Raw genomic sequence first — 13,623 nt, forward strand, 5'->3', positions numbered from 1 at the left:
GCAGCCTGCATCTGGCACAACTGGGCCACTGGCGCCAAGATCAAACGATCCCTGATCGCCTTCGACCACTGAGAACATCGGACTCATTCATCTAGCCGGCCGTTCGGCGGCCCCTGTGGCCCCTTGCGGCCCGCTGGCCTTGTTTGGGTGCGGCGGCCCGCTGGCCTTGGCCACGTTGGTGCCATCGTGGCGCCACACCGTGCGTAGATCACTGAACCGCTTGCCCGCACCTCACCGCACGTTGCCGTCCCCCGCCCGCCCACCGGCGGAACGTCGCCACACCCACACCCACACCCACACCCCCGCTCAGCAGACCCATCAGGCCCATCCGACCCATCAAACCCACCCCGCCCACACCAAGAGGACGGAACAGCCATGCCTCATTTCGACTTCGAGACACCCGAACCGGTCTCCGCCACCGTCGAGTTCGACATCGGGACCGTCCGGATCATCGCCGGCAAGCGCACCGACACCGTCATCGAGGTGCTGCCCGCCAACGCGGCCGAGGCCGCCGACGTACGGGCCGCGGAGCAGACCAAGGTCACCTGCGCGGGCGGAACCCTGCAGGTCAAGGGCCCCCGCAAGCGTTCCCTGTTCGGCCGGAGCGGTTCGCTCGACGTACGCATCGAGCTGCCCGCAGGGTCGGACGTCCACGGCACCTCCCCCATGGGGGACTTCGACTGCACCGGCCGCCTCGGGGAGTGCCGGATCAAGACCTCCTACGGTGACGTCCACGTCGACGAGGCCCACACCGCTTCCCTGCGGACCGACCTCGGCGACATCCATGTGAGCCGGGTGACCGGGGACGCCGAAGTCATCGCGGCCGGCCGGATCGAGGTGGGGGAGGTCGGGGGCGCGGCGACGGTCAAGAACGGCAACGGGGCGACCACGATCGGCGAGGTCACCGGCGATCTGACGGCCAGTTCGTCCAACGGCCGGCTCTCGGTGGGCGTCGCACACGGCGGCGTCGAGGCCAAGACGGCCCACGGGGGCATCCACATCGGCGAACTGGTGCGGGGCCGCTCCAACCTGCTGACCGCCACCGGTGACATCGAGGTGGGCATCCGTGCCGCCACCGCCGCCTGGCTCGATGTGCATACGCGGCTCGGCGGGGTGCGCAACACGCTCACGCCGTTCGACGGCCCCGGCGCGGGCGAGGAAACGGTCGAGGTCCGTGCGCGCACGGGCGTCGGCAACATCGAGATCCGCCGCGCCTGATCGCCTGATCACCGGACCGCTTCCCTCGGCAGCGGTTCTCCTCAAGTCCTCCACAACAGAACAGAGAGAGAAGGAAGTGACGTGACATGACGTCCCCCAGCCCGTCTTCCGCGCCGGCCCCGTCCTCCGCGACCACACCCGTCGCCCCGGCGACCACAGCGCCCGCCCCGGTGACCCCCGCCCCCGCGATCTCCGCCTCCGCGATCACTGCCGCCGGGCTCACCAAGTCGTACGGCGACAAGACCGTCCTCGACGGCATCGACCTCCGCATTGCCAGGGCACCGTCTTCGCCCTCCTCGGGCCCAACGGCGCGGGCAAGACCACCACCGTCCAGATCCTCTCCACCCTCCGCACCGCAGACGCCGGCCGGGCTCGCGTCGCAGGACATGACGTGCGCGACGCGGCCGACGCCGTACGGGCCACGATCGGCGTCACCGGCCAGTTCTCGGCCGTGGACAATCTCCTCACCGCCAGGGAGAACCTGCTGCTCATGGCGGACCTGCACCACCTCGACCGCCGGGAAGGCCGCCGGCGCACCGCCGAACTCCTGCGCCGTTTCGAACTGACCGAGGCGGCCGGCAAGCCCGTCGCCACCTTCTCCGGTGGTATGCGCCGCAAGCTCGACCTGGCGATGACGCTGGTCGGCAATCCCCGGATCATCTTCCTCGACGAGCCGACCACCGGACTCGACCCGCGCAGCCGGCGCACCATGTGGGACATCATCCGCGGTCTGGTCGCCGACGAGGGCGTCACCATCTTCCTCACCACGCAGTACCTGGAGGAGGCCGACCAACTCGCCGACCGGATCGCCGTATTGGACGGCGGAAAGATCGTCGCCGAGGGCACCGCGGAGGAACTCAAGCGCCGTATCCCGGGCGGGCATATCCGCCTGCGGTTCGCCGACGCGCACGGCCTCGAAGCGGCCGCCGCCCTCTTCGATCCCGGTGCCGCCGGCTTCGACCCCTCGTCCTCCTCCGGTCCCTCCCCCTCCGCCTCCCCCTCTGCCTCTGCCTCTTACGGTTCCGTCGGCCGGGACGCCGAAGCGCTCACCCTGGACGTGCCCAGCGACGGCAGTATCCCCGCCCTGCGCTCCGTGCTCGACGCGCTGGACGACGCCGCCATCGAGGCGGAGCGGCTCACCGTGCACACGCCCGATCTCGACGACGTCTTCCTCACCCTCACCGGCCCCGCCGCGTCCGGCCGGGACGCCAACTCCCCGAAGGAGCAAGCCCGATGAGCACGCTGCCCTACGCCGCCCGGGACTCCGCGACGATGCTGCGGCGCAACCTCAAGCACGCCCTGCGCTACCCGTCCATGACGGTGTCGGTCGTCGCGATGCCCGTGCTGATGCTGCTGCTGTTCAACTACGTCTTCGGCGGTGCCCTCGGCGCAGGTATCGGCGGCACGTCCACCGGCACCACCGGCACCACCGGTACCACCGATTACATCGACTACGTGGCGCCCGGCATCATCCTGATGGCGGCGACCTCGGGGGCGGTGGCCACCGCCGTCTCCGTCTGCGTCGACATGACGGAAGGCATCGTCAACCGGTTCCGGACCATGGCGATCTCCCGGGCCTCGTTCCTGACCGGGCATGTCGTCGGCAGTGTGATCCAGACGATGGTCAGCATCGCGCTGGTGATCGGGGTGGCCCTCCTGATGGGCTTCCGGCCCGACGCCACTCCGGTGGAGTGGCTGGCGGCAGCCGGCGTCCTGGCCCTGCTCACCCTTGCGCTCTCCTGGTTGGCGGCGGCGATGGGTCTGGTGGCGAAAAATGCGGAAACTGCGAGCAATATGCCCATGCCGCTGACGTTCCTGCCGTTCCTCGGCAGCGCGATCGTCCCGCCGGAGTCGATGCTCACCGGGCTGCGCTGGTTCGCCGAGTACCAGCCGTTCACCCCGGCAATCGAGACCCTCCGGGGCCTGCTGATGGGCACCGAGATCGGCACCAGCGGCTACCTCGCCGTCGCCTGGTGCCTCGGCCTCAGCCTGGTCGGCTACCTGTGGGCGCGCACGGCCTTCAAGCGCGGCGTCGAACGCTAGCCGTCCGTGACACGACCACGACGCCCGCCACGAGACCCGCCACGACAACCACAGTGACACCCGCCGCGCCACCCGCCGCGACAGCCGCGGCCCCTCACCGCACGAGAACTCCCGGAGCACCGCCGTGGACCGCCCCGCATCGCACCACCCGTTACGGCACACCACCACTCACCACAGGAGGACGAAGCCCCATGCGTAACGAACCGCCGACTACCCCCACCGCCCCCACTACCCCCACCGTCCCCACAGCCCCCACCAGCCCCGTCACCGATCTTCCCCTGACCCGCCCCACCGGCTGCCCCTTCGACCCGCCCGCCGAACTGGCCCGGCTGCGCGAAGAACAGCCGCTGCGGCGGATGCGCTACCCCGACGGCCACGAGGGCTGGCTGGCCACCGGCCACTCCGCGGTCCGGGCGATCCTCGCCGACCAGCGCTTCAGCTCCCGCTACGAGCTCATGCACCTGCCGATACCGGGCGCGCCCCCGTCGCTGCCCCCGGCCCCGGTCGGCGACCTCACCGGGATCGACGCACCCGAGCACACCCGCTACCGGCGGCTGCTGATGGGCAAGTTCACGGTCCGCCGGATGCGCGAACTCACCGCCCGCGTCGAGGAGATCACCGCCGAGCACCTGGACGCCATGGAGCGCCGGGGCGGCCCGCTGGACCTGGTGGAGGCGTTCGCGCAGCCCGTTCCCGCGCTGATGATCTGCGAGCTCCTCGGGGTGCCGTCCGCCGACCGGGACGTCTTCCAGCGCCATACGGCCATCGTGACCGACCACGGCGTCACCCAGGAGGAGCGGACGGCGGCCTACCTGGCGATCCAGGAGATCCTGCACGAGCTGGTGGTGGCCAAACGGGACCGGCCCACCGACGATGTGCTCGGCGACCTGGCGCAGAGCGGCGAACTCAGCGACGAGGAACTCGCCGGCATCGGCACCTTCCTGCTGGGCGCCGGCCTCGACACCACCGCCAACATGCTCGCCCTCGGCACCTTCGCCCTGCTGTCCCACCCGGAACAGCTCGCCGCGCTGCGCGGGGACCCGGAACTCGCCGACCGGGCCGTGGAGGAGCTGATGCGCTATCTGAGCATCGCCGACATGGGGCTCCGCGCGGCCCTGGAGGACGTCGAGGTGGCGGGGCAGCTGATCAGGGCGGGTGAGTCGGTGACCCTGTCGCTCCAGGCCGCCAACCGGGACCCGGCGCGGTTCCCCGCCCCCGACACCCTTGACCTGCGCCGGAAGGCGACCGGGCACCTGGGCTTCGGCCACGGCAGCCACCAGTGCCTGGGCCAGCAGCTGGCCCGGGTCGAGATGCGGGTCGCCTTCCCGGCGCTGCTCACCCGGTTCCCGACGCTGCGACTGGCCGTCCCACCGGAGGACGTACCGCTGCGCACCTCCTCGAACATCTACGGCGTGCACCGGCTCCCGGTCACCTGGGACGAGGCCTGAGCCCCCTCAGGGACGAGGCCTGAGCCCCCTTTGGGACGTGGCCTGAGCCCCCTTCAGCCCCGGCTCGCTGCCGGCCACTGGTCCGTCTTCCGTCCCACTGCTCACTCCTTGAGCCAGAAACTGGTGGCGTCGAGCCAGGCGTCGAGCAGCCCCTCATCGCCGAGGACCTCGACGCCGCCACCGGCGGCCCCGGGGGCGAACCGCCGGCCGTAGACGAACAGCAGCAGGTCGGCCAGGGGCCCTTGGGCGGTGACGCTGGCCGGGCCGCCGCCGCGGCGCGAGACGAGCGTGTCACCGCCCAGACCGACCAGCCACTCCGCGCCGGCCTCGGGCGCCGTATCGGTGGCCCGGAAGCCCAGGGTCCGGCCGCCGGCCAGGAGGGCGGGCAGATCGGGCCTGGTCTCGAACACGGGGGGCAGGTGGCCGAAGCTCATCCACTCGTCCAGGGCGTCGATGGCGACCTCGTCGTCCACGGTGAAGTCCGCTCCGACGGCGAACGCCGCGTCCGCGCGGTGCACCACCGTCTCGTGGGTCATACGGCGGGCCCAGAAGACCGGCGTGCCACCGGGGGCCACGGTCCACACCGCGGCCTCCGGCCCCGCTGCCCGCAGCGCGTCCGCCAGTTGCCCGGCGCCCTCGGTGAGCCAGGCGGCGAGTTCGGCCGGGTCCTGGTCCGTCGCGTCGGAGACGTTGTTGATCCGCTCCTCGGAGACCGGCCCGGTGGCCCGGGTCCGGACGATCGTCTCCACCCAGCGATGCGCTTCACCGAGGTGGCGCAGCAACTGACCGAGGTTCCATCCGGGGCAGGCCGGGACAGGAGCGGCCAGCCCGGCACCCTCGACGTGGGACACCAACAGGCCGGTCTGCGCGACGATTTCGCCACAGTGGCGCTCAAAACTCATGGACTCCATCGAACCCACTCCGTCCGTCCCCATCGAACCCATCCCGAACCCAGCGAACCCAGCGAACCCAACGAACCGATCGGACCCATCGAACCCATCGAACCCACCGAAGGAGGCATGGCGCCACGATAGGACGCCACCGGACCGGCCCCCACCGGACCGGCCCCCACCTGATTTCCCACCAGAAGGGCCCCTGGGCCAGACCAAGCAGTGGGTGCTATCCCGGCCACGTCCCGACGATCACCGTGGCGTACAGCTCCTCCGAGCGGGCGATCCGCGGACGCAGCCCCGCACCGGTGAACGCCTCGACGGCCCGCGGCGCCTGCCGTTCGCTCGTCTCGACCAGCAGATGCCCGCCGGGCGCCAGCCATTGCGGGGCGGCCCCGGTCACCCGGCGCAGCACATCGAGCCCGTCCTCCCCGCCGTCGAGCGCCACCAGCGGCTCGTACTCACGGGCCTCCGCAGGCAACAGCGCCACCTCTTCGGTCGGTACGTAGGGCACGTTGGCCACCAGGACGTCGACGCGGCCGCGGAGACCCGGTGGCAGCGGGCCGAAGAGGTCGCCCTCGTAGACCTCGCCGCCAACGGGCCCGACATTGCGGCGGGCACAGCACACCGCGGCGGGTTCGACATCGGCCGCGTACAGCTCGACCCGTTCCAGACCGGCGGCCAGTGCGGCGCCCACCGCTCCGGAGCCGCAGCACAGATCGACGGCCACGGTGGGCCGCCGAGGCGCCCCGGACTCCGGGCCGGCGGACGGGCGGAGCAGGCCGAGCGCCTGCTCCACGAGGAAGTCCGTACGGCGACGCGGCACGAAGACACCGGCATCGACGGCGATCCGAAGCCCGCAGAACTCCGCCCAGCCCAGGACGTGTTCCAGCGGCTGGCCGAGGGCGCGACGTTCCACCATGGCGGCGAGCTCATCGGGCGTACGGGCGGTGTCGCACAGCAGCGCCGCCTCGTCCTCGGCGAAGACACAGCCGGCAGCACGCAGCCTGGCGACGACATCCGCTACCGGACCGCGACACGTGCCCTGTGATGAGGGGCCAGGGCGCGAAGAGGGCGCTGACAAAGTACGTGAGGACCCTGATGGGCCATAGGGGCCTGACAGGGCTGAAGTGACTGAAGGGGCCGAAGTGCCTGAAGGAGCGGACGTATCTGAAGGACCAGACGTATCTGGAGGACCGAACGTATCTGGAGGGCCGGACGTATCTGGAGGACCGAACGTATCTGGAGGGCCGGACGTATCTGGAGGGCCAGAGGGTCGTGACAGATGCTGTGACGGCATGAGTGGTGAGCCTTTCGGGGCGCCGAGGGCGGGCCCGGCTCACCTGTGCCGGAAGGTCACCTGAGGCGGTGGACCACGCGGACGGGAGACGGGTGCGCCTGCCTGGACTGGCGGGGTATCGGTCTCACCTCCTCGTTCGCTCCACTGCTGGGACGGCAAAGGGTACCTGACGGCGTGTGAGCGGGTGTCACCCGTTCGAACTGATTTTCAGGAAAGTACTTGTCGAAATGGAAAGTGCTTGGCACGCTGAAAACACGAAGCCGAAGAGTGCTCGTCGGGGGAGACCAATCAGCGACGAGTAGCGACCAGTCAACGGCTGACCAACGGGGAAGTGCGGGAACGTCAGGGGGGACTGACATGTCGGAGCAGGTATACGCATCCGAGGACGCGGCGGCCGCGCTGGCCCGCGCGCAGGAGCTGAGCAGTACGGTCCGGGCGAGCATGAAGTGGTACGTCCGCTATCAGGTGATCTACGGCTGCGGGTCCGGAGTGATGGTGCTGGCCCTCGGGTTGCTGGGCCAGCCGTACGGAATGGCGCTGAGCAGTATCTTCTGGTGCGCCATCGTGGGCGGCCTGTCGGTGTACGCCGCCCGGCAGCGGGTCGCGCGACGCGGCTTCGGTCGCTGGCACGCCGGCCTGATCATCGCCTGGGGCCTGCTCTACAGCGCGGTCCTGGTGCCGGGCTTCATCTGGTTCCAGGGCGTCACGGCGTGGTGGGTGGCGGGAGCAGTCCTGGTGGCCCTGCCGGGGCTGATAGGCGGATATGCGGAGGCCCGCCGGTGAGCACCTCGCACCCATTGCCCCAGGGGGCCCATCCGCGGCACGGGCTCGACGAGGTCATCCACGCACCCGTCCGCTTCTCCATCGTGGCGACCCTGGCGCCCGCCGACAAGGCCGAGTTCGCCTTTGTCCGCGATACCGTCGAAGTGAGCGACTCAGTGCTCTCACGCCAGGTCTCCACCCTGGAGAAGGCCGGCTATGTCGCCGTCACCAAGGGATACGTCGGCAAGCGCCCACGCACCTGGCTCGCCCTGACACCTGACGGCCGCGCCGCGTTCGCCGCCCACTGCCAGGCCCTGCGCGCAATAGCCGAGGGCACTGGCTGACGAGGGAGGCTGACGGGTGACGGGTGACGGGTGACGGGTGACGGGTGACGGGTGACGGGTGACAGGCGACGGGTGACGGGTGACGAGCGCTGAGCCGATGCCGCGCCCCCTTCACGGTGCCCGTGACGCTGCGCCCGTGTCACGGTGCCCGTAATGCGGGCGCGCGTGACCCAGCACACCTTCCCTGCCGCGACGCGCTGGCACCGGCCTGGTCCCGCGAACTGGCCCGCGACCCGGCCCCGCGACCGAGATGGATGCCATCGGCGCAGCGCCGTGTTGACTTGGAGCGCACTCCAACTCCTACCGTCCAGAACGGGATTGCTTGAACGACCAGCCCGAAGCCCGTCCAGGAGGTACCAGCACCATGACCACAACGACCATTCCGCCGCGCAAGCTCGGTGAGCTGGAGGTATCCGCGCAGGGCCTCGGCTGCATGGGGATGAGCCACGGCTACGGGCAGTCGGACGACGCGCAGTCGATCGCCACCATCAACCGGGCGCTCGACCTCGGTGTCACCTTCCTGGACACCTCCGACTTCTACGGCGCTGGGCACAACGAGGAGTTGATCGGCCGGGCCATCGCCGGGCGGCGGGACGAGGTCGTGCTGGCGACGAAGTTCGGGTTCGCCAACCGGCTCGGCGAGCCGACCGCGATCCGGGGCGACGCGGCATACGTACGGCAGGCATGCGACGCGTCGCTGCGCCGGCTCGAGGTCGACCACATCGACCTCTACTACCAGCACCGGGTCGACCCCCAGGTGCCGATCGAGGAAACCGTCGGGGCGATGGCCGAGCTCGTCGCGGCAGGCAAGGTGCGCCACCTCGGACTGTCCGAGGCGAGCGCGGCGACGCTGCGCCGGGCGCATGCGGTGCACCCGATCGCCGCGCTGCAGAGTGAGTGGTCGCTGTGGACCCGGGACCTGGAGCAGGAGGTCGCGCCGGTCTGCCGGGAGCTCGGGATCGGTCTGGTGCCCTTCTCGCCGCTGGGACGCGGGTTCCTGACGGGTCGATACACCAGCGTCGAGGGGCTGGCCGAGTCGGACGTGCGCCGCACCCAGCCGCGCTTCGCCGACGGCAACCTGGAACGCAACCTGGCCATCGTCGAGAAGCTGAACGAACTCGCCGCGCAGAAGGGAGTCACTGCCGGGCAGCTCGCGCTGGCCTGGGTGCAGCACCGCGGGGACGACGTGGTGCCGATCCCCGGCACCCGTCGGCAGAAGTACCTGGAGGAGAACATCGGGGCGCTCGCCATCGAGCTCTCCGCCGAGGACCTCGCCGCCATCGACGCCGCGGCCCCGGCCGGCCAGGTCGCCGGGACCCGGTACGACGAGGTGAGCCTGAGCTTCGTCGACGGCTGACCGGCCGGGGGCGGGCCCGGTCCGGCTCCGCAGGCTGGTTCCGCCGACTGGTTCCGCAGTGTGTCTACGCTGGCGACATCACCTCGTAGAGGTTGCCGGAGTCGTCGGCGAAGAACAGGCCGCGGGGGCACAGCGGGTGGTCGGTCCGGCCGTTGTCCGGGGTGGCGGGGCCGTTGCCGTAGGGAATGCCGGCCGCCTCGATGCGGGAGAGGATCCCGTCGAAGGTCTCGGGATCCACGTCGAAGGCGAGATGGTGGCCTTCGGCGTCCGGCACGGTCATGAAGTCGAGGGTGAGGGTCTCATTGACCCGAACCGGCGCAAAATGCCCCAGCCGACCGGCCGGCGGAAGCTCCGCCAACCCCATGACCTGCGCAAAGAAGCGAGCAGCCGCCCGATGGTCGATGGCCGGAACGATGGTGTGGTTGAGGGTCACGGGCATGTGAACTCCTGAGGGTGAGGTCGGGCAACCGCGGTCGTTCGTCGGTGTCGGGCACGGTTGCTCGTCGGTGTCGGACGTGGTCGTTCGTCGGGCGTTCGCTGTGGCTGTGGCTGTGGCTGTGGCTGTGGCTGTGGCTGCTGTGGCTGTGGCTGTCGCTGGGGGTGGGGGTGGGGAGGCGGGTGGGGGAGGGGAAGGGGGGAGAGGGGAAGAAGGGGGGGAGCGCCCGGGCCTGGCGGTTCGTTGGTGTTGCCTGGGCGCGGTGGGGCGCCAATTGCCGGGTTACGGACGGTGCGTGGTGGGGCGTGGCGTTGCCGAAGCGCGGCGACGCGTGGTCGTCCGGGCACGGGGAGGGGGGCGGCCAGTTCCGGCCGGTAATTCCTTGCCGGCTGGGGCTGGGGCTGGGGCCGTGGCTGGGGCTTACGGGGCCGTGGCGATGTGTCGTTGCCCGGGCGCGGCGGTTGGTCGTTGGGGCGTGTGAGGGGTGATGCCTCGTTGCCGGGTGCCGGGTGCCGGGTGCCGGGTGCCGGGTGCCGGGTGCCGGGCGCTGGGTGCTTGCCGCAGTGCCCGGCCCCGGTGTTGGGCCATTGCTGGGTGCGTCCGGTTAGGCGTCGTACCCGGGGCGTGGCGGACCGTGGGGGCTGCCGGGTTGCGTACGGATTCTTCGGTGCCGCCCGTTTCCGCGGGTGTGTGGTCGCCGGGGGCGCAGCGGCGACTCGTTGGCGGTCGGCTGCGGTGCGGCGGCGGTGCGTCGTCTGTGTGCCGTGGGGCCCGTTGGCCGGGGCGGCGGGGCTACGTGTCGTTGCCGGGGTGGGTGAGGGTGCCGTGGAGGAGGACGGCGATGAGTTCCTCGCTGGTGAGGGGGGTGTCGGCCTCTGAGACGGGGGTGGGGAGGCGGGTGAAGAGGAGGCCCAGGAAGGCGCCGGCGACCTTCTCGGGGGTCAGTCGGAAGGCGTCCCGGTCCGGTTCGATCAGCTCGGTGACGGCTTGGCGTAGCGCGGCGGCCGACCGGGCCCGTGGGTCCTCCGGCGGTCCGTCCGGCTTGGTCCCGGCCTCCGGGGCGACGGTCCCGGCCTCGCGGCCGCGGCCGCGGAGGTGGCCGGAGGCGTGCAGGGCGCCGACGACCGTACCGATCCGCTCCATGTGGGCGCGCAGCGCCTCGGCCGCTTCCGTCAGCCGGGCGGCGAGCGGCTCGTCCAGGGAGACCGAGGCCAGTTCGCGCAGGACGTGGTCCGTGCTGACCGCCTCGCGGACGCAGGCGTCCAGTACCTCGTCCTTGTCCTTGAAGGCCCGGAAGATCGTGGCCTCGCCGATGCCCGCCGCGCGGGCGATCTGGCTGGTGGTGACGGCCGCGCCGTACTCCGCCACCAGCGGCAGCGCGGCGGCCACGATCATGGCCCGGCGCTGTTCCACACTCATGCCGGGCGCGCGCCGGCGTGCAGGTTGTGGGGTCATGCCTCCAGAGTACGGAGTGAGTGCTCACTCCGTCAATGCCTGCCACCTGCGCCGGGCCGCGCGCTGCGCATGGCCGTCGTTCGCTCTTTAGACTTCTTGCAGCGGATTTCTTGCAGTGGTGCAGCGGCGCAGCGGATTTCTTGCGGCGGGGCTTGCCGTTTGCGGAGTGGGATTTTGCTGGGGTGCCCCGGCGTGGAGTGCGCTGGTGCGGGTGCTCTTGCCGTCGCATGCGGAAGGCGGCGTGTCATGGACTGGAAGCTCGAACTGGTGCCGGTTCCGGTGGCCGATGTGGAGCGGGCCAAGCGCTTCTACAGCGAGCAGCTGGGCTTTGCCGTCGACCATGACGTCTCGGTCGGTGGCCAGGCGCGCATCGTGCAGCTGACGCCGCCTGGGTCCGAGTGCTCGATCGTCATCGGTGCGGGTAGGGGGGTTACCGACGTGCAGCCCGGTTCCGTGCAGGGCCTCCAGCTGGTGGTGTCCGATGTTGCCGCGGCCCGGGCGCAGTTGGTCGAGCGGGGCGTGGCGGCGAGCCCCGTGCAGCACGTCGAGGACGGCGCGCTGGCCGATGGGCCCGGCGGGACGTGGAACTCGTTCGTCTACTTCACCGACCCCGACGGCAACGGCTGGTCGTTGCAGGAGGGGCCCACGGGCGGCGGGCAGGGGCCCACGGGCGGTGGGTAGGGGGCCCCACGGGCGGCCAGGATGCTGGGCGGGTTCGGCCCCAACCCAACGCGCCACCCCAACGCCTCATTCCAACGTCCATCCCAACGCGCCTCCCAACGCCGTGGCTGCGCCCGGGTCTCGCACCGTCCTTCACGCCGTCCTTCACGCCGCCCTTCGGTCCTCCTCCCCCGCACCCGCCGTCGTGTCTACGATCGGGGGATGGCGACGGTTCGGGAGCAGGAAGCGTTTTTGCGGGCGTTTCACGCGGCGCGCCCCGCGGTGACGGTACGGGCGATGGCGCACGGACGAGCCGAGGACGGGCGGTCGAGTTACGAGATCCTCCGGGATCGGGTGGCGGACTGCGACAGGGTGCTGGATCTCGGGTGCGGTGACGGTCTATTGCTCGAACTCCTCGCCGAGCGGGGACGGCGGGCCGACCGGACAATGGCCGACCGCGAGTTGGCCGACCGGACACTGGCCGACCGAGAGTTGGCCGACCGGACGTTGGCCGACCGAGAGTTGGCCGACCGGGAGCTGGCCGACCGGGAGCTGGCCGACCGGGAGCTGGCCGGACTCGACCTGTCCGCCGAGGAGTTGGCGCTGGCTCGACACCGTCCCGGTCTTGCTGGCGCCGACCTGAGGGCCGGTCGGGCTCAGCAACTCCCCTTCGAGGGCGGCCGCTTCGATGGCTGTGTGTCCCATATGGCGCTGATGCTGATGGGCGACGTCGAGCAGGTCGCGGCCGAGGTGGCACGGGTGCTCGCGCCCGGCGGCACGCTGGCGGTCGTCCTGGGCGGCGGAGCGGTCGGGGGCGAGGCGTATGCGGCGTTCCTGCGGGTGGCCCGGCCGCTGTTCGCCGCCGCACCCGCCGACCAGCGGATTCCCTCGCTCGGCGACCGGCGGCTGCGGAGTCGTGAGGGGTTCGACGCGGTGTTCGGGCCGGCCGGCTTCGGGCCCGTGCGCTGGGAGACCGTACGGATCGATCTGACCGGGCCGCCGGAGCGTGTCTGGGCGACCATGAGCGGCTTCTACGATCTGGGGCCGCTCGACCCCGCCGTCACCGCGGACCTGCGGGCCCGTTTTGAGCGGGAGGCGGCGGCCCTGGCGCTGCCCGACGGCCGTATCCCGTGCGCGATGCGGGTGCATATCGCCACGGCGGTGCGGGGGGCGTAGTCACGGGGGGTGCGTAGTGACGTGCGGTGCGGGGTGCCGCCCCAAGGCCCCAACCGTCAACCCTCAAGGCCCAACCCCCAACGCCCCAACGCCACAACACCCCACCCCCAACGCCACGACATCGCAACGCGCCAACGCCACAACACCCCACCCCTCTACCCCGGATGCCGTTGACCGTAAGTGGCCTCCAAGTGGGGCATGTGGGCGGTGCCCCAGGCGCCGAGGGGGGCGAGGGCCTCGTTGAGGGAGCGGCCGGCCTCGGTGAGGGAGTATTCGACCCTCGGTGGCACCTCGGGGAAAGTCTCTCGGTGCACGATGCCGTCGGCCTCCAGTTCCCGTAGCTGCTGGGTCAGGACCTTCTCGGTGATCTTCGGCAGGCCGCGGCGCAGTTCGCCGAACCGATGGGGGCGCTCGGCCAGCGCCCACAACAGCAACACCTTCCATTTGCCGCCGATGACGTCCACCGCGGCGTCCAGCCCGCATTCGTACGGCTTGTTGCGTGCGCTCATGACCGGCCCGGCTCCCCCTGATGGC

The 13,623-nt window shown here is 71.1% G+C and carries 13 protein-coding genes and 1 pseudogene; 9 read left to right on the top strand and 5 right to left on the bottom strand.

Annotated elements, in window-relative coordinates:
• Positions 1 to 375 precede the first annotated feature (375 nt).
• The 4 genes and pseudogenes from ACGF4C_RS22315 to ACGF4C_RS22330 all read left to right on the top strand — a co-directional run bounded on the left by ACGF4C_RS22315 (position 376) and on the right by ACGF4C_RS22330 (position 4,709).
• Entirely contained in the window at positions 376 to 1,218 is an 843-nt protein-coding gene (locus ACGF4C_RS22315) for a DUF4097 domain-containing protein (protein WP_393568532.1), read from the top strand.
• Between the two features lie 170 nt (positions 1,219 to 1,388).
• A pseudogene (locus ACGF4C_RS22320) lies at positions 1,389 to 2,455 on the top strand (ATP-binding cassette domain-containing protein).
• Complete coding sequence (locus ACGF4C_RS22325; protein ID WP_393568534.1) at positions 2,452 to 3,261, top strand: ABC transporter permease; 810 nt, start codon at positions 2,452 to 2,454, stop codon at positions 3,259 to 3,261. The pseudogene ACGF4C_RS22320 and the gene ACGF4C_RS22325 overlap by 4 nt, the downstream one beginning before the upstream one ends.
• A 191-nt stretch (positions 3,262 to 3,452) precedes the next feature.
• Positions 3,453 to 4,709, top strand: a complete 1,257-nt coding sequence (locus ACGF4C_RS22330; protein WP_393568536.1) for a cytochrome P450 — start codon at positions 3,453 to 3,455, stop codon at positions 4,707 to 4,709.
• Between the two features lie 101 nt (positions 4,710 to 4,810).
• Here ACGF4C_RS22330 and ACGF4C_RS22335 read toward each other — a convergent pair whose 3' ends face one another.
• Both ACGF4C_RS22335 and ACGF4C_RS22340 read right to left on the bottom strand, forming a co-directional pair.
• Entirely contained in the window at positions 4,811 to 5,611 is an 801-nt protein-coding gene (locus ACGF4C_RS22335; RefSeq protein ID WP_393568538.1) for a maleylpyruvate isomerase family mycothiol-dependent enzyme, read from the bottom strand.
• Between the two features lie 217 nt (positions 5,612 to 5,828).
• Entirely contained in the window at positions 5,829 to 6,683 is an 855-nt protein-coding gene (locus tag ACGF4C_RS22340; RefSeq protein ID WP_393568540.1) for a putative protein N(5)-glutamine methyltransferase, read from the bottom strand.
• Positions 6,684 to 7,256: 573 nt separating this feature from the next.
• Here ACGF4C_RS22340 and ACGF4C_RS22345 point away from each other — a divergent pair.
• The 3 genes from ACGF4C_RS22345 to ACGF4C_RS22355 all read left to right on the top strand — a co-directional run bounded on the left by ACGF4C_RS22345 (position 7,257) and on the right by ACGF4C_RS22355 (position 9,362).
• Complete coding sequence (locus tag ACGF4C_RS22345; protein WP_393568542.1) at positions 7,257 to 7,682, top strand: hypothetical protein; 426 nt, start codon at positions 7,257 to 7,259, stop codon at positions 7,680 to 7,682.
• Positions 7,679 to 8,005 (top strand): winged helix-turn-helix domain-containing protein, encoded by a 327-nt coding sequence (locus ACGF4C_RS22350; protein WP_393568544.1) that lies wholly within the window; start codon positions 7,679 to 7,681, stop codon positions 8,003 to 8,005. Before ACGF4C_RS22345 ends, ACGF4C_RS22350 begins: the two co-directional genes overlap by 4 nt.
• 364 nt (positions 8,006 to 8,369) lie before the next feature.
• Positions 8,370 to 9,362 carry an aldo/keto reductase gene (locus ACGF4C_RS22355; protein WP_393568546.1) on the top strand — a complete coding sequence of 331 codons (993 nt, stop codon included), beginning with the start codon at positions 8,370 to 8,372 and terminating at the stop codon, positions 9,360 to 9,362.
• Between the two features lie 64 nt (positions 9,363 to 9,426).
• Here the strand turns inward: ACGF4C_RS22355 and ACGF4C_RS22360 are convergent, their stop codons facing one another.
• A complete protein-coding gene (locus ACGF4C_RS22360; protein ID WP_030414774.1) occupies positions 9,427 to 9,801 on the bottom strand; it encodes a VOC family protein in 375 nt (124 codons plus the stop codon).
• Positions 9,802 to 10,590: 789 nt separating this feature from the next.
• On the bottom strand, positions 10,591 to 11,193 hold the full coding sequence (locus ACGF4C_RS22365; RefSeq protein ID WP_393568714.1) for a TetR/AcrR family transcriptional regulator: 603 nt from the start codon (positions 11,191 to 11,193) through the stop codon (positions 10,591 to 10,593).
• Between the two features lie 306 nt (positions 11,194 to 11,499).
• Here ACGF4C_RS22365 and ACGF4C_RS22370 point away from each other — a divergent pair, with 306 nt between their 5' ends.
• On the top strand, positions 11,500 to 11,934 hold the full coding sequence (locus ACGF4C_RS22370) for a VOC family protein (RefSeq protein ID WP_393568548.1): 435 nt from the start codon (positions 11,500 to 11,502) through the stop codon (positions 11,932 to 11,934).
• 201 nt (positions 11,935 to 12,135) lie between these two features.
• Positions 12,136 to 13,089, top strand: coding sequence for a class I SAM-dependent methyltransferase (locus ACGF4C_RS22375; protein ID WP_393568550.1), 954 nt, complete (start codon positions 12,136 to 12,138; stop codon positions 13,087 to 13,089).
• Between the two features lie 155 nt (positions 13,090 to 13,244).
• Here the strand turns inward: ACGF4C_RS22375 and ACGF4C_RS22380 are convergent, their stop codons facing one another.
• Positions 13,245 to 13,598 (bottom strand): winged helix-turn-helix transcriptional regulator, encoded by a 354-nt coding sequence (locus tag ACGF4C_RS22380; RefSeq protein WP_393568551.1) that lies wholly within the window; start codon positions 13,596 to 13,598, stop codon positions 13,245 to 13,247.
• Between the last annotated feature and the right edge of the window lie 25 nt (positions 13,599 to 13,623).

Origin of the sequence: Streptomyces sp. NPDC048197 (genome assembly GCF_043202395.1) — a bacterium.
GTDB lineage: Bacteria > Actinomycetota > Actinomycetes > Streptomycetales > Streptomycetaceae > Streptomyces > Streptomyces siderophoricus.

Bases quoted from the DNA above. Each gene is read 5' to 3' on its own strand.
- ACGF4C_RS22315 (WP_393568532.1), top strand. From the start codon at position 376: ATGCCTCATTTCGACTTCGAGACACCCGAACCGGTCTCCGCCACCGTC.
- ACGF4C_RS22345 (WP_393568542.1), top strand. From the start codon at position 7,257: ATGTCGGAGCAGGTATACGCATCCGAGGACGCGGCGGCCGCGCTGGCC.
- ACGF4C_RS22330 (WP_393568536.1), top strand. From the start codon at position 3,453: ATGCGTAACGAACCGCCGACTACCCCCACCGCCCCCACTACCCCCACC.
- ACGF4C_RS22325 (WP_393568534.1), top strand. From the start codon at position 2,452: ATGAGCACGCTGCCCTACGCCGCCCGGGACTCCGCGACGATGCTGCGG.
- ACGF4C_RS22355 (WP_393568546.1), top strand. From the start codon at position 8,370: ATGACCACAACGACCATTCCGCCGCGCAAGCTCGGTGAGCTGGAGGTA.
- ACGF4C_RS22380 (WP_393568551.1), bottom strand. From the start codon at position 13,598: ATGAGCGCACGCAACAAGCCGTACGAATGCGGGCTGGACGCCGCGGTG.
- ACGF4C_RS22370 (WP_393568548.1), top strand. From the start codon at position 11,500: ATGGACTGGAAGCTCGAACTGGTGCCGGTTCCGGTGGCCGATGTGGAG.
- ACGF4C_RS22360 (WP_030414774.1), bottom strand. From the start codon at position 9,801: ATGCCCGTGACCCTCAACCACACCATCGTTCCGGCCATCGACCATCGG.
- ACGF4C_RS22335 (WP_393568538.1), bottom strand. From the start codon at position 5,611: ATGAGTTTTGAGCGCCACTGTGGCGAAATCGTCGCGCAGACCGGCCTG.
- ACGF4C_RS22375 (WP_393568550.1), top strand. From the start codon at position 12,136: ATGGCGACGGTTCGGGAGCAGGAAGCGTTTTTGCGGGCGTTTCACGCG.
- ACGF4C_RS22365 (WP_393568714.1), bottom strand. From the start codon at position 11,193: ATGATCGTGGCCGCCGCGCTGCCGCTGGTGGCGGAGTACGGCGCGGCC.